Annotated in this window: 22 protein-coding genes, 6 tRNA genes and 1 other RNA gene; 5 read left to right on the forward strand and 24 right to left on the reverse strand. The window is 40.9% G+C overall.

Annotated features, from left to right (window positions below):
- Positions 1-19 precede the first annotated feature (19 nt).
- Both ACXAEO_RS11075 and ACXAEO_RS11080 read right to left on the reverse strand, forming a co-directional pair.
- Positions 20-580, reverse strand: a complete 561-nt coding sequence (locus tag ACXAEO_RS11075; protein ID WP_474880847.1) for a sugar O-acetyltransferase — start codon at positions 578-580, stop codon at positions 20-22.
- A 157-nt stretch (positions 581-737) separates the two neighbouring features.
- Positions 738-1682 (reverse strand): M20/M25/M40 family metallo-hydrolase, encoded by a 945-nt coding sequence (locus tag ACXAEO_RS11080; protein ID WP_474880851.1) that lies wholly within the window; start codon positions 1680-1682, stop codon positions 738-740.
- Positions 1683-1936: 254 nt separating this feature from the next.
- Here ACXAEO_RS11080 and ACXAEO_RS11085 point away from each other — a divergent pair, with 254 nt between their 5' ends.
- The 3 genes from ACXAEO_RS11085 to ACXAEO_RS11095 all read left to right on the forward strand — a co-directional run bounded on the left by ACXAEO_RS11085 (position 1937) and on the right by ACXAEO_RS11095 (position 3991).
- The gene (locus ACXAEO_RS11085; protein WP_474880853.1) at positions 1937-2929 is read left to right on the forward strand and encodes an arsenic resistance protein; all 993 of its coding nucleotides are present in this window, start codon (positions 1937-1939) and stop codon (positions 2927-2929) included.
- Positions 2930-2990: 61 nt separating this feature from the next.
- On the forward strand, positions 2991-3431 hold the full coding sequence (locus tag ACXAEO_RS11090; RefSeq protein WP_474880855.1) for an OsmC family protein: 441 nt from the start codon (positions 2991-2993) through the stop codon (positions 3429-3431).
- 125 nt (positions 3432-3556) lie between these two features.
- Positions 3557-3991 carry a Dps family protein gene (locus ACXAEO_RS11095; RefSeq protein ID WP_474880858.1) on the forward strand — a complete coding sequence of 145 codons (435 nt, stop codon included), beginning with the start codon at positions 3557-3559 and terminating at the stop codon, positions 3989-3991.
- Positions 3992-4053: 62 nt separating this feature from the next.
- Here the strand turns inward: ACXAEO_RS11095 and ACXAEO_RS11100 are convergent, their stop codons facing one another.
- From ACXAEO_RS11100 to ACXAEO_RS11145, 10 genes are all read right to left on the reverse strand, one after another.
- Positions 4054-5688 carry a catalase gene (locus tag ACXAEO_RS11100; protein ID WP_474880860.1) on the reverse strand — a complete coding sequence of 545 codons (1635 nt, stop codon included), beginning with the start codon at positions 5686-5688 and terminating at the stop codon, positions 4054-4056.
- 24 nt (positions 5689-5712) lie between these two features.
- Positions 5713-7449 (reverse strand): IS1182 family transposase, encoded by a 1737-nt coding sequence (locus ACXAEO_RS11105; RefSeq protein ID WP_474880864.1) that lies wholly within the window; start codon positions 7447-7449, stop codon positions 5713-5715.
- Between the two features lie 183 nt (positions 7450-7632).
- A complete protein-coding gene (locus ACXAEO_RS11110; RefSeq protein WP_474880867.1) occupies positions 7633-7767 on the reverse strand; it encodes a hypothetical protein in 135 nt (44 codons plus the stop codon).
- Positions 7768-7866: 99 nt separating this feature from the next.
- A complete protein-coding gene (locus ACXAEO_RS11115; protein ID WP_474880871.1) occupies positions 7867-8574 on the reverse strand; it encodes a nitroreductase family protein in 708 nt (235 codons plus the stop codon).
- Between the two features lie 98 nt (positions 8575-8672).
- Complete coding sequence (locus ACXAEO_RS11120; RefSeq protein WP_474880873.1) at positions 8673-9089, reverse strand: RrF2 family transcriptional regulator; 417 nt, start codon at positions 9087-9089, stop codon at positions 8673-8675.
- Between the two features lie 133 nt (positions 9090-9222).
- Positions 9223-10770, reverse strand: a complete 1548-nt coding sequence (locus ACXAEO_RS11125; RefSeq protein WP_474880875.1) for a BCCT family transporter — start codon at positions 10768-10770, stop codon at positions 9223-9225.
- A 118-nt stretch (positions 10771-10888) separates the two neighbouring features.
- On the reverse strand, positions 10889-12049 hold the full coding sequence (locus tag ACXAEO_RS11130; RefSeq protein ID WP_474880877.1) for a Zn-dependent alcohol dehydrogenase: 1161 nt from the start codon (positions 12047-12049) through the stop codon (positions 10889-10891).
- A 39-nt stretch (positions 12050-12088) separates the two neighbouring features.
- The gene (locus ACXAEO_RS11135) at positions 12089-13618 is read right to left on the reverse strand and encodes an aldehyde dehydrogenase family protein (protein WP_474880879.1); all 1530 of its coding nucleotides are present in this window, start codon (positions 13616-13618) and stop codon (positions 12089-12091) included.
- The gene (locus ACXAEO_RS11140; protein WP_474880882.1) at positions 13615-14751 is read right to left on the reverse strand and encodes a lyase family protein; all 1137 of its coding nucleotides are present in this window, start codon (positions 14749-14751) and stop codon (positions 13615-13617) included. Before ACXAEO_RS11140 ends, ACXAEO_RS11135 begins: the two co-directional genes overlap by 4 nt.
- A complete protein-coding gene (locus ACXAEO_RS11145) occupies positions 14748-14942 on the reverse strand; it encodes a hypothetical protein (RefSeq protein ID WP_474880884.1) in 195 nt (64 codons plus the stop codon). The genes ACXAEO_RS11140 and ACXAEO_RS11145 overlap by 4 nt, the downstream gene beginning before the upstream one ends.
- Positions 14943-15110: 168 nt before the next feature.
- On the opposite strand from ACXAEO_RS11145, the gene ACXAEO_RS11150 reads away from it, so the two are divergent.
- A complete protein-coding gene (locus ACXAEO_RS11150) occupies positions 15111-15902 on the forward strand; it encodes an IclR family transcriptional regulator (RefSeq protein WP_474880886.1) in 792 nt (263 codons plus the stop codon).
- Between the two features lie 64 nt (positions 15903-15966).
- On the opposite strand, the gene ACXAEO_RS11155 is transcribed toward ACXAEO_RS11150, so the two are convergent.
- The 3 genes from ACXAEO_RS11155 to ACXAEO_RS11165 form a co-directional block, all read right to left on the reverse strand.
- Positions 15967-16572, reverse strand: a complete 606-nt coding sequence (locus tag ACXAEO_RS11155; RefSeq protein WP_474880888.1) for an SAM-dependent methyltransferase — start codon at positions 16570-16572, stop codon at positions 15967-15969.
- A 139-nt stretch (positions 16573-16711) separates the two neighbouring features.
- Positions 16712-17311, reverse strand: coding sequence for a cell wall hydrolase (locus tag ACXAEO_RS11160; RefSeq protein WP_474880891.1), 600 nt, complete (start codon positions 17309-17311; stop codon positions 16712-16714).
- A 364-nt stretch (positions 17312-17675) separates the two neighbouring features.
- Entirely contained in the window at positions 17676-17801 is a 126-nt protein-coding gene (locus tag ACXAEO_RS11165) for a hypothetical protein (protein WP_474880893.1), read from the reverse strand.
- Between the two features lie 146 nt (positions 17802-17947).
- On the opposite strand from ACXAEO_RS11165, the gene ACXAEO_RS11170 reads away from it, so the two are divergent.
- A complete protein-coding gene (locus ACXAEO_RS11170; protein ID WP_474880896.1) occupies positions 17948-19912 on the forward strand; it encodes a GTP-binding protein in 1965 nt (654 codons plus the stop codon).
- A gap of 188 nt (positions 19913-20100) precedes the next feature.
- Here the strand turns inward: ACXAEO_RS11170 and ACXAEO_RS11175 are convergent, their stop codons facing one another.
- From ACXAEO_RS11175 to ACXAEO_RS11215, 9 genes are all read right to left on the reverse strand, one after another.
- Entirely contained in the window at positions 20101-20625 is a 525-nt protein-coding gene (locus ACXAEO_RS11175) for a hypothetical protein (protein WP_474880900.1), read from the reverse strand.
- A gap of 423 nt (positions 20626-21048) precedes the next feature.
- Positions 21049-21120 (reverse strand) — tRNA-Glu (locus ACXAEO_RS11180).
- 1 nt (position 21121) lies between these two features.
- Positions 21122-21212: transfer RNA gene (locus ACXAEO_RS11185), tRNA-Ser, on the reverse strand.
- A 10-nt stretch (positions 21213-21222) separates the two neighbouring features.
- Positions 21223-21296 (reverse strand) — tRNA-Gly (locus ACXAEO_RS11190).
- Position 21297: 1 nt separating this feature from the next.
- A tRNA-Ser gene (locus ACXAEO_RS11195) sits at positions 21298-21389 on the reverse strand.
- 8 nt (positions 21390-21397) lie between these two features.
- Positions 21398-21471 (reverse strand) — tRNA-Met (locus ACXAEO_RS11200).
- 22 nt (positions 21472-21493) lie between these two features.
- Positions 21494-21758, reverse strand: an RNA gene (gene ffs, locus ACXAEO_RS11205) — signal recognition particle sRNA large type.
- Between the two features lie 32 nt (positions 21759-21790).
- A tRNA-Leu gene (locus tag ACXAEO_RS11210) sits at positions 21791-21875 on the reverse strand.
- 266 nt (positions 21876-22141) lie between these two features.
- Entirely contained in the window at positions 22142-22816 is a 675-nt protein-coding gene (locus tag ACXAEO_RS11215; protein WP_474880902.1) for a DNA alkylation repair protein, read from the reverse strand.
- Between the last annotated feature and the right edge of the window lie 208 nt (positions 22817-23024).

The following is a 23024-nucleotide window of genomic DNA, read 5'->3' on the forward strand; positions in this document are numbered from 1 at the left end:
TTGTCTGTATGCTACGCGGTTATAGTTCAATCTTTTTAATGACTTTAGCTGGATTCCCACCAACTACAACATTGTCAGGTACATCTTTCGTCACTACTGCACCTGATGCGATTACAACATTGTTTCCTACTGTTATACCCGGATTGATAATGGCACTTCCCCCAATCCATACATTGTCTCCAAAAGTAACGGGTTTGGCATATTCTTTTCCTGAATTCCGTTCAGCTGGATGAAGGGGGTGTGTCGCAGTATAGATGTGCACCCCCGGAGCAAGCATACAATTATCGCCAAAGCGCACTTCACAAACATCTAAAATGGTACAGTCAAAGTTCGCAAAAAAGTTCTCACCTACGTGTGTGTTATATCCATAATCAAAGCGGATATTTGGCTCCATATATACATGTTCTCCCGTTGAGCCGAGTAATTCTTTTAGTAATTTTGAGCGTCTTTCGCCTTCAGTTTCTAAGGTTTCGTTATAGATTCTAACCTTCCGTCTTGCTTCCTCGCGTTCTTTTAATAAAACAGAGTCAGCAGGATTGTACATTTCTCCAGCCAACATCTTCTCTTTTTCTGTTTTCATGAATACATCTCCTTGATATCGATTCAATCACCTTGCTACCATACCACGCTTTTCTTCCCATTTTAAACGCTTTTCACCTTTTTTAGGAAAATTTTATCGTGAAGGTTCCATTTACTCAAAGAAAAACCCGCTTATATAGCGGGAAATAGATGGAACCTTATTTGATTTCGTTTTTTATATCTGTTAGAAGTTCTGTTAAAATGCGTGTAAATTGATTTAAGTGCGCTTCCGTTCTTCCTGGAAACTCTTGCTCTAAAAAGTCGAGAGTATCTTTTTCTGTATGCCAGATGGCCCCGTGTTTGACCGTTTGCGTATAGCCGTCAAGATCACCAGCTTCCCAGTTTGTCGCTTCAAAATAGCCGATGGGAATGCCGGCATTTTGGAATGGAGCGTGATCACTCCAGTCTCCAGTCGTTCCTTTTGGATAATCGGGGTTCATCCCTGGATTCGTTTCAAGTGGGATTTTCCGCTGTTTCGCAATTTTTAACGCAAGGTCGCGAATCCAGCCATCTTCACCAGAGCCTCCATATACGTAAATGTGATCTCCAGCAAGAAGGCTATCTAAATTAATCATCGCAATTGTATTCTCTAGTTCATTCGGTGTCATATTTGAAGCATAGTGGTTAGAACCTCTCAGACCTTCTTCTTCTGCTCCGAAAAAGACAAATTTAATCGTGTACGGAAGGTTTTTCTTCTTTAATGCGTCTGCGGTTTCGAGGATCACCCCAACACTAGAAGCATTATCGTCCGCACCTGTTCCGACTGCGACAGAGTCATAGTGAGCGCCCACAATGATTTGTTTGTCAGACTTTCCTTTTTTAATTCCAATGACATTTGAAGACTGCTTTGTGACCCCACGACGAACGTATGTAAAATCTTGCTTCAAGGGCTCGTAACCGGATGTTTCGAGCTGCTCCATAATGTAATCGCGTGCCGCTCGCTCATATTCGCTTCCTGCTGTTCTCGGTCCAATTTCTTCCGTTAAAAACTCCGTATGCCTATAAGCTGTTTCCCCAGCTTTATGCTTAGAATTGGCTTGAACAGGTGAAACAGATAAGATCGCAGAAGCTAAAAAGACCGTACTAAATAAGACTTTCCCCATTTTCTTGACTCCCATAACCAACCTCTACTCCTTTTTAACTAATAAATTGAAATGAATACTTCTATTATGAAGAATATTCCAAAAAATGTATATGATTAATAAGGAACAAAAAAACGAGTCTATTCGACAACCGTTATAGAGAAAAAATTTGACAAAGTAAAATATACCCCATATAGCATATACCTAATGGGGTATTTAAAAACTCATAACAATTCATCAACTGCAAATAATACAACAAGAAAGGAGTCTGCTTTGTGAAAAACATTTATACTTGGCCACAGCGTTTTTTATTATGGAGCATTCCATTAACATTGCTGCTTGGGTTTGTTGTTGGGACTATCATAGACACTAGTTTTTTAAAGCCAACGATTTTGTTTGCTACTATTATTATGATTTATGCAACAATGGTTGGATTTAAGTTTAAAGAATTAACGAACCTTAAAGGTTCAAAAGTACTTGGTTATTCGGTACTCATCAACTTTTTCATCGTTCCAGCTGTTGCTTTTATATTAGGAAAAACGTTGTTGAGTCATCAGCCGATTATGTTTGCTGGATTGGCACTTTCAGCCTTGCTTCCGACAAGCGGCATGACCATTTCATGGACAGCGATTCAAAAAGGAAATGTGTCGTCAGCCATCAAACTGACCGTCTTCGGGTTAATTTTAGGCTCCTTGTTAACACCATGGTATGTAGTGTGGATGGTCGGACAATATGTCGATGTCAATATCGCCGAAACGTTCCGCACCATTGCCCTTGTTGTATTTGTCCCTATGCTTCTTGGGCATCTCACCTTTAAAGGGCTCATGAAAAAATACACGCTGGAGCAGTTCCAAAAACAAATCAAACCAAATTTCGCTCCTTTAAGTATTTGGGCGATGCTGTATGTCGTATTTGTCAGCATTAGCATGAAAGCGACGATGATTGTTGCAAACCTTGAATTAATTGCGTTGGCGTTTCTCGTACTGCTTTTGTTTTATGTAATCAATTATGCAATCAGTACATTGGTGGCGGCAAAATTTTTGACGAGAGCAGACGGGATTGCGCTAGTGAACGGCACCGTTCTCCGCAATTTATCGATTGCTATTGGGATTGCGGCCACTTCATTCGGGGCAGAAGCAGCTTTAATTGTAACAATTGCCTTCATTGTTCAGCAGCAAACAATCGTATACTATGGAAAGCTTGCGCAAAAATATTGGTTTAAACCAGATAACGAATTAACAAGTAAACCGAAACCAGCCATTGCGTAAAGTGGAGTGGCCTTCGATGACCGATTTATCATAACAAACATAAATAAAGGAGAGACTAATCATGACAAACAAAATGATATTAAAAGTAACCGCTCAAACAGAAGGAATTACGGTAAAAGCACATACAGGGAAAAATGAATTCATTATTGATGAAGGAACACAAATGGGCGGTCAAGGTTTAGGACCGAACCCGCTTCAAAGCGTATTAGGTGCGCTTGCTGCTTGTGAGAATGTGACAGCTCGTACAGTTGCCCGTGAAATGAATTTCACCATTGATGATTTATCTTTTGACATTAAAGGACAATTCGATCCGAGAGGATTTATGGGAGACGCGAGTGTCCGCCCTTATTTTGAAAGCATTACGGTCGAAGCGAAAATTCAAACATCCGAATCAGCAGAGCGCATTAAAGAACTGCAAGAAAAGGTAGAATCACGCTGCCCTGTTTATACGATGCTAAAAGCAGCAAACGTTCAAATGAATGATACGTGGACAAAAGCGTAAGGAACTACTTTCAAAAGCGGTTTGCCAATACAGACCACTTTCATCTGAGTCAATCATTCGTCCTGCGTAATCATTTTTGGTATAATAATGATAACAGTTATTTCAATATAGAAAGGGTTGGTTCCATGAACTTAACAGACGTGTTAAACAGACAAATTGCAAACTGGAGTGTGCTGTACATTAAGCTGCACAACTATCATTGGTATGTGAAAGGCCCACAATTTTTTACATTACATACGAAATTTGAAGAGTTCTATACAGAAGCAGCATTGCACATTGATGAACTAGCAGAACGCTTATTAGCGCTTGGCGGACAGCCTGTTGCGACGATGACGGGTTGTTTAGAACTAGCTTCTGTTCAAGAAGCGCAAGGACAAGAAACTGCTGAGCAAATGGTCCAATCAACAGTGGACGATTTCTCTCAAATCGTAAAAGAATTAAAAGAAGGAATGGAACTCGCAGAAGCAGCAAATGATGAAATTACAGGCGATATGTTTTTAGCGATTCATTCTTCTCTTGAAAAACATGTATGGATGCTGAACTCGTTTTTAGGTAAATAATTTAGTACTTCGCTTATGACAAAAAGCCCTCTTATGTTTATTCACATAAAAGGGCTTTTTCTCTAATAACGATCAGATTCATGCCCCATATCTTCTGCTTTTTCCATCGCCATATCCGCTGCCGCTGAACTCGTATGCTTTTCCATGTCTTTCACTTTATCCAATCCAGCACGAACACGTTGACCATATTCAGAATCTGCCTTCGTAAAATAGTCAATCATTTGGTCTTGAATATGCGGCTTACATATTTTCAACGCATCGACAAGGTTGGAAATGAGCTCGTCCCGTTCGACTTCATCAAATGCCCGATACGTTTGCCCTGCTTGAGCAAAATCATTCGTTCGGTCAATTTTTTGGCGAACTAGTTTATCATCATAGTGCGGCTCATGATCATTTCCGCTTTTCGGTGCTTCTTTTAACCCGCCAAGTGTAGACGGCTCATAGTTGACATGCGGGTTTTGCCCTGGTGCCATATCAACTTGGTACTCCATCTGTCCATCTCGCTGATTTGTTGCGACATGTTTTTTCGGTGAGTTTACTGGAAGCTGCAAGTAATTAGTTCCAACACGATGGCGCTGTGTATCAGAATACGAAAACGTCCGTCCTTGCAGTAATTTGTCGTCGGAGAAATCAAGTCCGTCGACTAATACTCCGGTGCCAAACGCTACTTGCTCGACTTCTGCGAAATAATTTTCCGGATTTTTGTTTAACGTCATTTTTCCAACTGGTAAAAACGGAAACTTTTCTGGGTCCCACAGTTTTGTCGGGTCAAGCGGATCAAAATCAAGTTCAGGATGCTCATCATCACTCATAATTTGAACACAAAGCTCCCATTCCGGATAATTTCCTTCCTCAATCGCCTCATATAAATCTTGCGTCGCGTGATTATGATTCGTCGATTGAATCGCATCCGCTTCTTTTTGAAGCAAATTTTTAATTCCTTGCTTAAGGGGTTCCCAATGATATTTCACGAGTACTGCTTCGCCCGCTTGATTGACCCATTTATATGTGTTCACACCAGACCCCTGCATTTGCCGGTAGTTCGCCGGAATTCCCCATGGTGAAAATAAGAATGTGACCATGTGAGTCGATTCAGGCGTTTGGGAAAGAAAATCAAACATTCTCTCCGGATCTGGAAGATTATTTACTGGATCTGGCTTAAAAGAATGCACCATATCCGGAAATTTCATTGGGTCACGAATAAAGAAAATTTTTAAGTTGTTTCCAACTAAATCCCAATTCCCGTCTTCTGTATAAAACTTCGTTGCAAATCCGCGCGGATCACGCAATGTTTCCGGTGAATGACCACCGCCCACAACTGTTGAAAAACGGACAAAAACAGGCGTTTGTTTTCCTTTTTCCTGAAACAATTTTGCTCTTGTATATTTAGAAACCGGTTCATCCCCTACTGTTCCATATGCTTCAAAGTAACCGTGGGCACCGGCACCTCTCGCATGAACGACACGCTCTGGGATGCGTTCACGATCGAAATGAGAAATTTTTTCGAGAAAATCGTAGTTTTCCAGCGTCGTCGGCCCTCGATTCCCGACGGTTCGGACATTTTGGTTATCTGTAATCGGATGACCTTGCCGATTTGTCAACGTTTCTTCTTGCTCGCCTGTACCAAAACGCTGATCTTCTGGACCGCCAGCACCTGTTACACCTGTTCCATTTTCTTTGTTTTGTTTATCATTCATTCTGCAGCACCTCCATCTGAACATTTACTGTCCTATCATACCCATAGGATGAATATGGTAAACGTTCCGCTTTTTACAAAAACGAGGCTGGGACATAACTAGCCGAAAATAAGGAAAAAGGGTTCGAATCATCGCACTTTGATGATTCGAACCCTTTTTTGGTTGGTTTGTTCTAGTGATCCGTGCTAAATTTGCGTTCGAGGCGATGTACTTTCGCAAGTTCACCGCCATGAACGCAAACCCTAATTCGTTTTTCACGTTCTCTTTGCCCCTTACGGACATTCGTGTGAAACGCAAATTAGCCTTCAGATATCCAAAAACTGGTTCTACGTCAACCTTACGTTTTCCGTAGATTTTACCCGTTTTCTCCTCTGAAAGCAGCTGTTGAATCATTTTCTTTTGTTGTTCCCACTTTTCATTATAATAGATTCTCCGATTAGTTCCTTCCTTCGCTGTGGTACATTGGGAACGGAAGGGGCAACCTGAACAGTCTTCACATTCATAAACCTTGAATGACCGTTTAAATCCATAACGATCGGTGCGGTGGGATTCATAACGAAACGTTAAACGCTGACCATTGGGGCACGTAAACGAATCATGTTCTTCACAGTAATCCCAATTGGCTGTGTAAAAAGGATCGTTTTTTACACCCTTCGTTTTTTCTTTACGATAGGTACTGTATGTCATCAGTGGCGTACGCTTACGATTCTCAAACACATCTTGATCGTTTTCTTCACTTCCATAGCCTGCATCTGCCACAATATAGGGAGGAAGTTCAAAGAAATGGCGCTGAATCTGATCTAAAAATGGACGCAAAGTACGTGTATCTGTTGGATTTGGAAACACATCATAAGCGAGTGTATATTGACCTTCGGTCGCAATTTGCACATTATAACCGGCCTTCAGTTGCCCATTTTTCATGTAATCATCTTTCATACGCATAAACGTGGCATCGTGATCGGTCTTTGAATAGCTATTCCGTTCTTCAAAGATTTCCATATCTTTTTGATACTTCTGTTTCCGTCTTAAAAAATCTTGAAATTGTTTGTGAGCTTTCTTAGGTTCTTTCCGATTTGAACGCCATTGTTTTCGCTCTCTAACGTCTTCACTCGCTTCAATTTTTTGACTAAACTCCTCCACCTTTTCCTCTAGCTTTTTGGTGAGAAGAGAAAGTTCGTCAACGGAAAGTTCGTCAGAGCTTTCTCGTTCGATTTGTGGAAGGATTTCTTTTTCCACTAGTTCGTCATACAGTTGGTTGGACTTGTCAACGAGGCTTGCGCTGTACTTTTCAATGGACTTGCGCCAAACAAACGTAAACTTATTGGCATTTGCCTCCACCTTTGTTCCGTCAATAAAGATGGCTTCATGGTCAATTTCATTCTCTTCAATCAATTGACAACGAAATTGCACAAAACACTCACGCAAAAGGACTTGAACTTCCGGATGAACACGGAATCGATTAATGGTTCGATAGCTTGGCTCGTAACCTTGCGCTAACCACATCATGCGCACGCTATCTTTGAGAAGGGCTTCCATTTTTCTTCCGGAAAAAACGGACTGTGTGTAGGCACATAAAATGACTTTCATCATCATGCGCGGATGATAGGCAGGACACCCTGTCTTTCGTAAGAAGCCAGTGAAGGCTTCGTCTGGAATTTGTTCGACCAGGTGATGGATGGTGAAAGTTATATCATTTTCTTGAAGTTTTCTTTCTAAATCTAAAGGCAAAATCACTTGATTCATGTTATAATCTTTAAACATAAGGACACTTCTTTCGATTTGGATTTTGTGTGGTAACTTAATTCTATCAGAAGTTGTCCTTTGTTTCTTTTATAAAATGAAAAAACATAAATAGATTCGAAAACAGCCGAGGGGAACCAAAATTGGTTCCCCTCGGCTGTTTTCATTTTAATTAGCTGGGTTTTGTCCCAGCCTCGTTTTTGATTAAATAAGGTGATCGCGCTCCAGTTGATGTTTTTGATCGACAATGGTAGATTGCAGGCTTCGATACTTCAGTCCAAGCTCTTGGTGGCTTTTGCTTGCATCAAACATAATCGGATGAGCGACATTTTTGGACACGTACTTTTTAGTCTATTGTGTTTAAATGTTTAAAATTTCAAACTCAATAGACCGAAAGAAACGACCTTCAGTTTCATAGAAGGCCGTCTTTAATTCTAATTAAAACGTTTCCCACGTCAACACATCGTTTAATGGAAGACGGTTTTTTTCAAACCCTTCTTGGATACCTTTTCCGACAGAAATAAGCATAACTGGTTTTAAGTTTTCTGGCACTTTAAAAGCTTCGATAAATTTCTGTTGATCGTAGCCACCCATTGGTACAGTATCATAACCTTTTGCTTTAGCCGCAAGCATTAGCTGCATGGATACTAAACCACCGTCAATCATCGCTACATTGATTGCTTGATCCATTGGTAAGTTTCCATAATGTTGGTTAATGGATTGAACATAAAAGTTCTTTGTATCTTCTGGCATTCTTCCGCTTTCCACAACCGCACCATAAATTTTCTCCGCATTTTGGTATGCATGAATATCCCCAAGAACAGCGATAACTGCTGAAGCGTCTACAATTTGTTTTTGGTTGTTGGCAATCGGCAATAACTTCTCTTTTAATTCTTGATCTTGAATAACAAGGAAGCGCCAAGGCTGTAAGTTAGAAGAAGACGGAGCTTTCACCGCAATTTCTAATAACTCTTCGATGTCTTCTTTGCTCATTTTGAAGTTCGGATCGTAATGGCGGACAGAACGACGCTCTTGCGCTACTGTAAAGAAATCTGTGCTTTCAAGTTCTTTTGGCTTTTGTTCACTTAGTTTCATTTCATTAATTTTATTTAAATATTCTTCTTTTGCAGATGATTTTAATGACATTGTTTCATTCTCCCTTTCAAACTGTACTTAATCCAAGAACAGTATAGAACATAAACTGATCTTTCGTCAAGAACAGTTTATCAAAAAGGAAGATCTTGCTATGGTTTCGCTAGCAAATCTGCTAACGTTTTTTTGGAAAGTCCATCTAACAGCCATTGCTCCATTTCGTCCCTTAACCCAAGCAGCGCCGCATGGGTGGAAGAAGCGAAGCATTCCGTTCCTTCAATATCTAAAAATCCTTTTGCATACGGATCCGCCTTCACTGCTTCATACACGTGGACAAGCGAGATATCTTCCGGATTTTTAGCGAGCCAATAGCCGCCGTTCCGTCCTTCTTTTGCCGCTACAAGCTCCGCTTTCACTAAATGGGTTAAAATTTTTCTTACAAAAGAAGATTTTGTATGAAGTTTTTCCGCGAGTACGGCACTTGGGCAAATTCCATCATAAGCTTCTAATACTAATAGGCATTGCACCGAAAGCCCAAACCATTTTGTGCACGAAACATTTTTGTTCATTTCTTTCACCTCTATCATTATTGTAAACGATTAAGGAAAAATGACAACCTCTCATGAAAAAGAGCTCCGTCACCGCCGACTGGAAAAACCAGTTCACTGTAACAAAGCTCGATGTCAGAGACAAAATCAACGATTAAATCACCTTATCAAGAGAAGTGTCTGAATCTTCTTGAACAGTTTGGTCGTATTTCGATGGATTCATTGCAATCTTCATTAACGAGACGAACACAGCCATTTCTAAAAATAGAGCCGGAACTCCTCCTAAATTGTTCAACATTTTAACGCCGTCAATATTAGCAAAGCTAATCATCGTCCAAGAAATTAAACTAACGGCTACCCCCCAGACAACTTTAATCATCGTACCAGGCTCTGGACTTTCAGGAGAAATCCCGCTTGAGCTAATCCCGCTCATAGCGGCAATGTTAGAATCACAAGCTGTTACAAAGGTAATGAACACGATAAAGACAAAAAACGGAATGACCAGTTTCGCCCAAGGAAGTGCACCAAAGACCCCGTACAGTACCGCTTCTGGGCCGCTGGCCGCCATTATATCAGAAAGTCCCACACCATTCATTTGCATATGAATAGCCGTTCCTCCAAATACACTCATCCAAATGGCGCCAAAGGCAGCCGGCAAGACAAAGTTCACTAAAATAACCGTCTTTACTTTGTATCCGTACGCAATTCGCCCTAAAAATAAGGAAATAATTAATGCCCAAGCAAACCAGCTCGCCCAATAAAAGGTTGTCCACCACTGTGGCCAAGGATCACTAGCAGAGGCTCCAGTAAATAAACTTTTCTTGAAAAATTCAGTTAAATAAATCCCAAATGATTCTGTACCTAAATTGACGATGTAACTTGTCGGGCCTACAATGAAAACGAAAATGACAATGATGACAAATGCTTTCATATTAATATCAGAGAGAATTCGAATCCCTTTCATTAAACCTGTAGAAGCTGAGATGATGAAAGTCGCTGTCACAACGGCCGCTACAATCGCCCAAAGGACAGGTGTACTTTTCACACCGAAAATGTGATTAATTCCCCCAGACAAATTCAAAATACTTGTTCCCATAGAAGCAGCCATCCCTAAGGCTAATGTATACAACGAAACGGCATCGACAACCGCTCCAGTTTTTCCACTCATCCTCTTACCTAAAACAGGGGCAAGCGTCGAGCTTAAGCTATACGGTTTACGCATATTGTAATACGCAAAAGCAAACACAATGGCAGGCACACAATAGATCGCGTATGGGGTAATCGTCCAGTGCAAAAATAAAGTAGACATCGCAAATGTAGCGGCTTCTGGGCTATTCGGTTCAATCCCTAACGATTCCGGCGGTCCGGATACATGATACACCGGCTCTACAAGCCCCCAAAATGTAAGGGTCGCAATGGTTGTCGTAAGGGTGATGGCAAACCAATTAAAATACCCAAGCATCGGCTTAGCATTCGCCCCTCCAATCCGTACATTCCCAAGCGGAGAAAAATAAACGGCGATACAACCAGCTACCATTAAAAGTCCAGTTAAACTAAATAACCAGCCTAAATTGGCGATGACCCAGTTATTTGCATTTGTTGTTGCCGCTACAAACGTTTCTCTGCTTGTAAAGCTTAAAATAGCGGCCCCAATCAATAGTAAAAAAGGCGGCCAAAATACAGCATGTCTAATGTTTTTCATTATGTTTCCTCCTGCCCAATAATTGGTAACGGTTACATTTTTTTTAGAGAGGAAGGCAGCTATCCTCTCTGTTGAAAACGAGAAAGCTGCTGCCTTGAAATCTCCCTTAATTCCTCTTTTAAGAAATCGTTTGAAGTTTTTGATCATCTTCTTCATCGATAGGATGAACAGGAAATTCAATAACCGATCGTCCTACGTTAATGCAGCTGCAGTCATGGAAAGAATCGAATGCTTGGTTAATGTCATCAAGCTGAATCCGGTTAAGGACAAGCTCATCTAACATGAACTGTCCGTCTAAATAAAGCTGAGCGATGCGCGGGAAATCACGGTACGGCTTTGTATCACCATAAAAACTACCTTTTAACGTTTTGCCGACCCGATGGAAACCGCCAGCCGGTAAGCTTAAATTGGCAGCTGGATTAAAGGCGCCTACAACAACAATTGTGCCGCCTTTTCGCGTCCCTTTCCACGCATTTTCCGTTGCACCTGTATGTCCAGTGCAGTCAATCGCAAAATGAACACCATAGCCGCCAGTTAGCGCTTTCAACGCTTCTTCTGTATTTTCTTTCGCCACGTTGACCGTATGTGTCGCTCCGAACTTTTTGGCGATTTCCAAATTATCCGCTTTCATATCACAAGCAATAATTTTCGATGCACCGGAAATACGAGCACCTTGAATTGCATTAATTCCAACTCCGCCAATACCGAACACCGCCACAGTCGAACCAGGTGTTACCTTTGCAGCGTTCACTGCTGCTCCGAATCCTGTCGCGACTCCGCATCCAATTAAAGAAGCTTGAGCAGGAGGCATCTCATCTGGAAGCTTTACGCATGACAATTCGGGAACAACGGTATATTCTGCAAAAGTTGATAACAGGGAGTTATGGTAAATAACCTTTCCATCCTTACTTAATCGATGTGTACCATCCAATAACGTTCCATTAAACATTGGACCAAAGGCAGATTCGCACAATTGAACCTCTCCTGTTACGCAAAATTCGCACGTTCCGCAATAAGGAACCCAACTAAGCGCGACTTTATCCCCAACTTTTACTTTAGTCACATTCGGTCCGACTTCTACGACAATCCCAGCTCCTTCATGTCCGAGGATTGTTGGAATTGGTGTAGTTTCATCGTTAAGCGCATTTAAATCGCTGTGGCAAACCCCTGTTGCTAGTACTTTCACAAGCACTTCATTCGCCTTTGGTGCGGCTAAATCAACTTCTTGGATTTCAAGCGGTTTTCCATAACCAGTCATGACTGCAGCTTTCATTTTCATCTTCTTTTCCCCCACATATTCAATTTTTAAATTAACTATTTAATAAGCAACCCAAATCGCTTTTGTTTTTGTATACGATTGAAGTGAATGAACCGCATATTCTTTGCCCCAACCGCTTTGCTTCCAGCCTCCGAACGGACTCGCAAAATCATAGCACCCATATTTATTGATAAACACCATTCCAGCCTCAAGCTTATTGGCTATACGATGAGCACGTGACACATCATTTGTCCACAAGCCAGCCGCCAGTCCGTACGGGGTATCATTGGCCATTTTAATGACTTCTTCTTCTGTGTCGAATGGAATGATGCAAAGAACAGGTCCGAAAATTTCTTCTTGGGCGATGGTCATACTGTTGCTTACATCCGCAAAAATCGTCGGACGAACGTAGAATCCAGCCGCATTGTCCCCTGTCATATCACGTTCACCGCCTGCAACAAGGCGCGCACCTTCTGTTTTTCCACTTTCAATGTAGCGCAAAATAGATTCCATATGCGCTTTTGACACTTGAGCCCCTTGATTGCTGAGCGGGTCAAACGGATCGCCGCATTTGTAGCTGTCGGCATATTCAGTCATTCGTTCGACTACTTGATTATAAATGTCACGCTGTACAAATAAGCGAGTCGGTGCTGAACATTTTTCTCCTTTATGTGTAAACAGTCCGTAAAATGAACGTTCAATGGCTTGATCTAAATTCGGCGCATCGCTAAAAATGATATTCGGTGATTTTCCGCCAAGCTCCAATGTAACCGGCTTCAAATTTGAATCAGCTGAATCGTGCACTAATTTTTTACCGACTCCTGTACTGCCCGTAAACGAGACTTTATCTACATCCATGTGACGACTAATAGCAGAACCAATAGCACCTTCCCCAAGAATTAAATTGAGCACACCCGGTGGAAGAATCTTCGCTTCATCGATAATCTCAAATAAACGAATAGCTGAAAACGACGTTTGATTAGACGGCTTCAATACGACTGTATTCCCCATCGCTAAAGCCGGTGCCAATTTCCAAGCAGCCATGCAGATTGGGAAGTTAAATGGAACGATTTGTCCGCATACACCAATTGGATCTCTTGTTGTATAGCTTAAGAAATTCCCTTCTACCGGATTATTTTCTCCGTAATATTTATCGGTCCAGCCTGCATAATACTCGAAAATATCCGATGCTTCTTGAACATCATCATTGTAAGATTCTGTGTACAGCTTTCCATTATCGAGAGATTCGAGTGTCGCGAGTTCTGCTTGAAATTCTTTAATTAGTGCACTAATTTTTCGGAGCGTTTTCGCCCGCTCTTTTTTCGTCACTTCACGCCATGGACCGTGATCGAATGCTTGCCGCGCTGCCGCTACTGCTTTTTCTACATCTTCTTTTGCTGCGCCTTGGAAGTTGCCAATAATTTGCCCGTTGGCTGGATTAATAGATTCAATGATTGTTTCTCTTGAGCTGTCAACCCATTCTCCGTTTATATACAGTCTTTTCGTTGTTTGGAGCCATTCTTTCGCCCACTCTAATTTCGGCTGCTCTATTCCTGGAAACCATCCTTTTTTTGTGTTTGTTGTCATCATTCGTCCCCTCCATGTAAATCATAATTTTTTACGCCGGCCAATCCTTTTTCTTTTACTAACTTGGAAACAAAAGAATAGCCGTATGTTTCTTTTAGTTCTACAACAAGCGGAATGGAGCTATTGGCTAACTCCTCGCACCTCGTCTCATTTGCTTGAATGCCTTTTATGCATTGTGTCGCAAAATTTGAAACCGCTTTCCTTAACATGTTCATAGCATCCAGTACATTAGCACCGGCCGCTCCTTCAAATACATTTAAATTTAGCTCACCATGCTCCAACGCACCTTGAACCGCTCGGTCACAAGCTATCACCTGAAAACCGCATTGAATTAACGTTTCAGGGATGACCGGATTCACTTTCCCTGGAAAGAAAGAGGAACCCGCTTGTACAGATGGGAGCCGTATCTCGCTAAATCCGGCTTCAGGTCCTGACGACAGCAAACGCAAATCTTTTGCTAATTTGATGAGGCAGGAAGCGAGTAAATGAAGCTCACTTGATACCTTTGCGATATCGTCCATATTTTGAGCGGCATCAAATAAGTTTTCTCGGTGCCGAAGCGGCAACCCGGATAGATCCTTTAATACATCTAAGACGATGCTGCGATAGGCGTCAGAAGCTCCTGTTCCACAACCGATAACCGTTCCGCCCAAATTAACGTGATGAAGTTCATCCACCGCTTTCTCTAACGACGCATGTCGACGCTTTAGCATGGCCTTATAGCCATTAAACGTGTTCCCAAGCTTTGTTCTCATGCCATCTTGCAAACATGTGCGGGCAATAGTCGTGACCTCGTTCAATTCAACTGCTTTCTCATCGATGGTTTGAATAAGGTCACTCATGGTTGTGTTAAGAGAGTCATAGTTCGAGATGATTGCCATGCGCATAGCAGTATGACAAACGTCTGAAGTGGATTGAGATGCATTTACATGATCAGTTGGATGAACGTATTCATATCTCCCTCTCGTTCCTCCTAATTTTTCATTGGCGAGATTGGCGATGACTTCATTGACATTCATATTCGCAGCAATTCCGCCCCCACCGTGAAGCATATCAATGACAAATTGTTCATGATAAGCCCCTGAAATGACTTCATCACATGCGGAAGAGATGGCTTGACACATTTCTTCTGTCAACAGTCCTTCATACTGATTGGCAATAGCTGGCTCTTTTTCACTTGAGAAAGCGCCTTCAAATAATTCGGATATTGATGAAGAAGCCGGTTAGAAAAGGAAAGATTTTGGATGCTTCTTACTGTGTGAATCCCATAAAGAATATCATTAGAAAGCTCCATTTTTCCGATAAGATCCTCTTCCTCTCTGTTCAAAACCTCACCTCCTTGTTAAATTGTTCATAATATGAACAATTTGTTCATTAATTGAACTTATGAGTTAATTGTAATAGCGTTGACATCAACAGTCAAACATTTTTTATTTTTCTAAAAATTAAACTCTTCACTGGCAGAAAACGCTGTATTTACGCTATAATGTTGTACATGACAAAATATGAGAATCCGATCCACTCAACCAAAAATCAGGAAAATACCGTACAATCCGTAGACCGGGCCATTCAGCTTCTCAACTTTATTGCTGACAGCCATGACCCTGTATTAATTAATGAGCTCGTCGACCAAACAAACATGAACAGGACGACTGTTTGGCGCTTGCTTACAACGTTAGAAAGTCACGATTTCATCGAACGGGACCCTCTCACCAAAGGGTATCAGCTTGGCTATGGAGCCAGCCGATTAGCATGGGGTGAACGAAAATATGACTCTCTCGTTCGCCGTGTCCGCCCCCGTTTAGAACAGTTAATGGAGGAAACGAACGAAACCGTTTTTTTAAGTATCCCGAAACATTTTGGGATTTTAACAGTCGACCAAATCGACCCGCCCCATAGCGTTCGGGTTGTCAATTATGTTAATGCTATCCTTCCGCTTCATTGCACCTCCAACGGAAAGATATGGTTAAGCTCTTTATCAGAAGAAGAATTGCATAACATCTTACAGCAACCGTTGGAAAAGAAGACGTCATTTACAATGACCGACCATGAACAGCTGCGAAAAGAGCTAGACACCATACGAATCCGTGGATTTGGGACATCTTTTAGAGAATTAGATGAAAGTGAAAACGGTGTTTCAGCTCCGATATTGGACAACCGTGGGCAAATACTTGGATTCATCAGTGTTTCCGGGCCCATTTTTCGCTTTACACAAGAGAAAATTTTAGCATTAGGTCCTCGCTTAATGGAGATAGCCCGTGATATTTCAGCAAATCTTTATAAATAAATCGCAAAGAAAAAAGGTTAACCAATCTACTCTGGTTAACCTTTTTCACTGCTTATCACATTGCCTACGTTAATTCGTAAATTAAAAATCGTTCAAAAGGGTTATGTTTCGCTAATTCCGGAAGAACGACTTCTTGTTTTAATTGAAATGACGTCGAATTATTTAAAAAATAAATATAATCTTCAGATGGATAGTATAGAATAAGTTCTATTTTCCGCTCAAATGTTTCCGCTGAACGCAGTATATTATCGATGACCTTCATAAAGATTTGAACCGAGAAAGGATTAAAAAAATAAAAGCAATTATCGAGTGGATCAATCTCATACTCCTGTGCCAATCCATGATGGAATTGAAGGACACCCGCTCCGTTTTTCCCTCTTTTTGCATAACGGTCACGATTGGTGATAGCCTCTTCATAGAATGCCTCATCCATTTCCACTCCTGTTACGGATGCTTGAAATAAATGATGAATGAAAAAGCTTAAACGTCCTTTTCCACATCCAAAGTCCACCATCCGGTCGCTGCTTGTTAAGCTGTATTCGTTAAATAAAAGTTCGAGTGCACTATACGGTGTCGGCTCATAGCGATGATAATGCAAAGATGTGTTGAAGCCCTTTTGGTCTCCTCTTGTTTTTATGTTTAGCAATGCATCGTAAAACTGTTCTTTCATAACTTCTCACCTCTGTTTCTTTTGAGTTCCTTTGGTGAAAATGAAGCATGTACACAAAAAAGGCACATGAAAATGCGCCCCTTTCTTATTGCTTCCAAAAGCTTATCCGTCTAATGAACGAATCATTAATCAATCCATATTATTTCGCAAATACGTGATTACCAATCACCGCTGTGACCGTACGAGATTTTATCCATTGACTTTGAGCAGTTTTTGGATTGTAGAAAAATAATGAACCTTTCCCTAATCCTTTTAGCGCGATGGCTTCATTTACTGCCTGTTTCGCTTCTGCAGATGCCGATTGATGAATAGTCCCGTTTTTGACCGGTGTAAAGGCATAGTATCCGTTTGATATTTGATAAATAACACCTTTGACAGTATTCGGGAAATCTTTAGAAGCTACACGATTTAACACAACTGTCGCCACCGCTACTTTACCCGCGTAAGACTCACCTTTCGCTTCAGCGTGCACTAAACGTGCAAGTAAATCTTTTTCAGCAGTTGTAAAACTAGACGTAGGGATTGTTATACTTTCACCAACGTATAAGTTATTATTATATCGATTGTTTACTTGTTGCATTTCCGTTAAAGGAACTCCATATTGTGTTGAAAGATTCCAAATCGTGTCACCTGGTTGAACTGTATGAACAGTAGACGCCTCTGCCGCTCCTTGAGCAGACATAAAGATAAATGCTGCAGCAGCTGTTACGAACCATTTTTTTACCTTATGTAGTTTCATGATGTATCGTACCTCCAGAAATAGTTTCTAGCATTACGATACCATATGAATCTAGCAAAGTTCGTAACAAATGATGTAATGATATTTTAGCAGTATTAACTATATTACACTACTATTACAACGAATAATTATTCTTAAAAGATAATAAGCGAACTTCCAGCTGTGCTTTCCTATGGGAGACAACGTGTCAGGGGGACTTCTTTCTTTTAAAAAGTCGATTTATGATTGAAAAAGGAGAGAGAAAAAAACGGATTAAATTACCAACAGCAAATCACTTGTATAGAAGCCTTTTTCGGTTCATCCTTTCATTTTTTTGGCAAAAAAGAAGAGAAGCACAAAATGCTTCCCTTCTTTGACGAATCATTTATTTCTTTTTTTGGCTTTTCAGATGATTCATTTCAAGTTCAGCTGCATACTCCTCTTCTGTTTTCCCTTGTTTTTGGCTTTCGGATTGGATTTTCTTGAATTTATTATCGTTTAAATTTGGCATGTTTGCACCTCCTTGTGGACATCGTTATTGTCCCCGCCTCTTCGTTGTTTATCCCCTATAGTAGACACCTTTCCGTAAAACTCGTACAATGTAGGTCGAAGAAAAAGCTATTTGTTAACGATAAAACAGACCACCGAGGTGCAAGCATGAAACAAACGAAAACCATTGGTATATTAGCACATGTAGATGCAGGGAAAACCACCTTCTCCGAGCAACTTCTTTATCATACAAACAGCATTCGACAGCGAGGTCGTGTCGATCATCAAGATGCATTTTTAGATAGTCATGACATTGAAAAAGAACGTGGGATTACCGTATTTGCTGATCAAGCTACCTTCTCTTATAATGGTTCTACTTATCATCTAATTGATACTCCTGGGCATGTCGATTTCTCACCTGAAATGGAACGCTCCATCCAAGTAATGGATTATGCGATTGTGATCATTAGTGCCGTAGAAGGTGTTCAAGGTCATACGGAAACGGTGTGGCAGCTTCTGCAAAAACATCAAGTCCCCACTTTCTTTTTTATCAATAAAACAGATCGAATAGGCGCTGATGTGGATGGAGTGCTGGCAGAAATTCAAGAAAATTTGACAAAGGATATTTGCGAGATAACGGAGTCTCTTCATCGTGGAGAAATGCGACAAGATTTAATTGAATTCATCACAGAGCGGGATGAACGCCTCTTGGAACTGTATATGGACGATGCGTATGAGAATGAACTTTGGTTGCAGACGATGAAAAAGCTGATTCAGACAAATCAATTGTTTCCATGCGCGAGCGGTTCTGCCCTTCAAGATAGCGGGATCGTCTCATTCTTAGATAAGCTGGACCTTTTAACGATGACCGATTATTCCGATAAAGGCGCCTTTTCTGCGCGCGTACATAAGGTACGTTACGATGAAAATGGGACGCGAATCACGTTCATGAAGGCGTTAAGCGGGAGCTTAAAAGTGCGAGATGAAGTAAGCTATGGGACTGAAGAAAACAAAATTGTGGAAAAAGCAACCCAAATCAGGTGCTATAACGGACAGAAATTTCATCCTGTTGATGAAGTATCGGCAGGTGATCTGTTTGCTGTAACCGGGCTTTCGATGGCAGCGGCCGGAGATGGCATTGGCGCATTGCAGGAAAAAGTGAGCTATGACATGATCCCTGCTTTAAAGTCGAAAGTAATATTTGATTCGTCCGTCAATCCAAAAGAAATGCTACGAATCTTTTACATATTAGATGCAGAAGACCCTTCTCTCCATGTCATATGGGAAGAAAGCGTACAGGAGATTCATATTCATGTAATGGGAGCAATTCAGCTGGAAGTATTAGAGCGAATTGTGAAGGAGCGTTTTCGTCAAACCGTTTCATTTGGGAATCCAGAAATTCTTTACAAAGAAACGATTGACACAACAGTCAACGGCTATGGACATTTTGAGCCTTTAGGACATTATGCGGAAGTACATCTTCAATTAGCGCCTGGAGAACGAAACAGCGGCATAACGTTCCAAAATCAGTGCCCCCCTGATGACTTATCAGTTGGTTATCAAAACTTAGTTCGACAACACGTATCTGAAAAAGACCATCGCGGCATTTTAACTGGCTCTCCTCTTACCGATATCAACGTCACCTTGCTGACAGGGCGTGCCCATAACAAACATACGAGCGGTGGGGATTTTCGAGAAGCGACTTACCGAGCGTTGAGACAAGGGTTAGAAAAAGCGGAAAACCATCTGTTGGAACCGTACTATCATTTTAAAATAACCGTTGAGCTACACCATTTAGGACGGGTGTTATCGGACATTCAAAGTGCATACGGTCATTTTGATCCACCTGAAACGCTCCATACTAAAGCGATTATTAAAGGAAAAGTACCTGTAGCTACTTTCATGAATTATAGCACGGTGTTAGCTTCCTTCACACAAGGAAAAGGAGCATTAAATTTATTTTTCGGCGGGTATGATCGCTGCCACAATGAAGACGAAATCATCGCACGAAAAAATTACAACAAAGACGCCGATCCTGAATATACGTCTTCTTCCATTTTTTGCGCCAAAGGTCAAGGCTATACAGTGCCTTGGAAGGAAGCAGAAAGTGAAATGCATATTGAGAAGAAATAAGACACGAAAAACCACCGTCCGAAAATTCGTAACGGGTCCACTTTTGGGTGCAAAATTAAAAATCACACGCTAAATCACAAATTAAATTGCAAAATATATACAAATAAATTCGCAGTATAAATCACATCAAAAAAGGCTTGGAGAAATCTCTCTAAGCCTAATTTTTTCTGTCCATTATTTAAAATCGTTTATTTGTCTTTAACATCTATCACTAATGTATCAAATAATTGACTATCAATATAAACCAAGAGTGCCCATTTACCTGCTTCTGGTAAAACGACATTTGAAGGCATACTCGCATTTGCTCCGTTAACTTTACCGCCACTGATACCATTTCTTGACCAAGCTCCGTCACTTAAAACAGGACTTATCTTTGAAGTATCTTGGTTATAACCAACGACTGTAAATTCACCTTTATCAACTCCCCAAAAATGCCACAACCACTTTTCGACTTGATTAGGTTTTAATTCTGGTCCTATTATTCCAAGTTTATTTTTATTCCCGACCATATCACTTCCTTCACCTGTGTTAAATTCAGTAGATGTTCTACTCCAATCTATCTTTCCCAACTCTTTTTCAGTTACAAAGTTAGGAATGTCATTAGGAAAACTGACATCAATTAATTTTTGAACTTCTTGGACCTTTGATGTTTGGCAACCACTTAAAACAAATAAACATAATAAAAATGGTGTGAAAAACATTTTCAATTCCACAATCCCCCCTTTTTTGAAATAATTATTGTTGTATGTTATCCCTAAATATTAACATAAAAACCCAATAAACCTTAATTCATTTGAAATATATTATATTGTTAAGGGAAAATTGCTTTTTCGTAATTCCAAGCTGTTGAGCTGGATTTAATTTTTCCTTACCTTTTATTTTCATTCCTAAACAAAAATTATAGTCGGTATACCTACAATAACTTTTTCCATATTTGTGATTTTGTATGTGAATTATAGTGTGAAAATATTCAAGAACATTCATAATTTCAGTCAAAAAAAAACGCATTAGGATTCACTTGCGAATCCTAATGCGTTTACACTTGTTTTTTTGCTTGTTTGCACCTCTAAACTGAACCTATTAGAAAATTCGAACGGTGGTTTTTCGTGTTAAAAGATTCAACTAGAATAATGTAATGACCCGTACGGGATTCGAACCCGTGTTACCGCCGTGAAAGGGCGGTGTCTTAACCGCTTGACCAACGGGCCGTGGCAGAGAAGAAGGGATTCGAACCCTCGCGCCGGTTACCCGACCTACTCCCTTAGCAGGGGAGCCCCTTGAGCCACTTGGGTACTTCTCTATTTTTTAGTTGGAGCGGGTGATGGGAATCGAACCCACGACATCAGCTTGGAAGGCTGAGGTTTTACCACTAAACTACACCCGCATGGCGGAGAGCAAGGGATTTGAACCCTTGAGACGGCGGTAGCCGCCTACACGATTTCCAATCGTGCTCCTTCGGCCACTCGGACAGCTCTCCATATTAAATAGCGGCGGAGGGAATCGAACCCACGACCTCACGGGTATGAACCGTACGCTCTAGCCAGCTGAGCTACGCCGCCGTATATGTTTTGTTATAAAACACCGTGCACCCATCGTTGATACGACCACCTAAGCGTTACTTGTGCAGTTAGCTCGATCAGGCTTATCTGCGGCACACAGAAGAATCCACTTATGGCTGCTTCCTTCCGGACCTGACCAGTTTTATGGGTTTCTGTTGCGCAGCACCCGACTGTCAACACTACTTACACAAGGCAGACCTTACATGAATCGTACCGCAGATGGGAATTCAACCTCGCTAAGGCGGATTGCGAGTTACAGGGCACCGCCATCTCCCCATCTAGCACGGTATGTATCGTTATTTATTCTTTTCATATGATATGGTGCGGGTGAAGGGACTTGAACCCCCACGCCCAAAGGCGCCAGATCCTAAGTCTGGTGCGTCTGCCAATTCCGCCACACCCGCATGTTATTTATGGTAGCAGCTCGTTTTTTCTTGTTCGTTTGCCGGCTACAAAAACTATCTTACCTCATTACTTCGTAGAAATCAATATCTGCGAAGTATCCAATTTTTGTATATAATGAATAGACATGATAACCAAAGACGATTAAATAGTTAAGCCGCTACAATGTATCATGCAGCGACTTAATATCGGATTAATGTTAAAAGATTTGAACTGAATACCTTATCGTTTAGTTGATATCATACGAAGAACGCGAATTTAGAGCAGTTCATTTCAAATACTTTGCCCCTTCTCGCACACTCAAGTTAGACAGTTCATGTGTCTCAATAAATTGTCGAACGGAATTCGGATTGGTTTTCGAGTATTCCCTTAAAGCCCAGCCAATGGCCTTTTGAATGAAGAACTCGTTACTATCTGCATTATGTCGTATGTATTCGTATAACCGCTTTTCATCCGTTTTCCCTTTATATTTCAGTTGAAAAAGGATGGCTGATCTTTGAAGCCATAAATGCTTTCCATATGCCCAGTCATCAATTGTTTCTTCTATTACTTCTGGATGGTCTTGCGCAATTTTCCCGACAAATTTAGAAGCAAGTAAATCAACTGTATCCCACCACGATTTTTCTGTAATCAGTTTTTCGATAAAAGGAAGGTCTTGTTTTTGAAGCTTCTTCAACGATTTTTCTATATAATGAAGCGCCGCATACTGATACTCCCGCTCCTCCTTTGCCCATAAAGCTTCAACAAAATCAGGCTGAAAAGACTCTTTCATCAGTTGGCTTTCTTTCAAAAATATATTTGTAAGCTCTTTTCGAAGAGGTGCTTTAATCCCTAAAAATGGGAACAGCTCTTTCATATATTTTTGCATTGGAACAGCTTGTTCATCACTGCGATGCACTTCAAATAATAACATTAACTGATTAACCTGGCTCAACGTATTCATTCCTTCCCTTCTATATCTTTGGACGTATTATCTCAATCATCCACTCGATATTTCAATCCGTTTTTCTCCAAAGAGTTTATCATGCCTATCGTACAAGCCGACAAACATCTATAGATAAAAAGCTTCAGACAAAAAATCACTATTCATTTCTATTTGTGGTACGATATTCCTGTTAAATAAATAGGAAACGGAGCTACATTGAAATGAA

The sequence above is a fragment of the Bacillus sp. ABA4_010 genome (assembly GCF_056159105.1).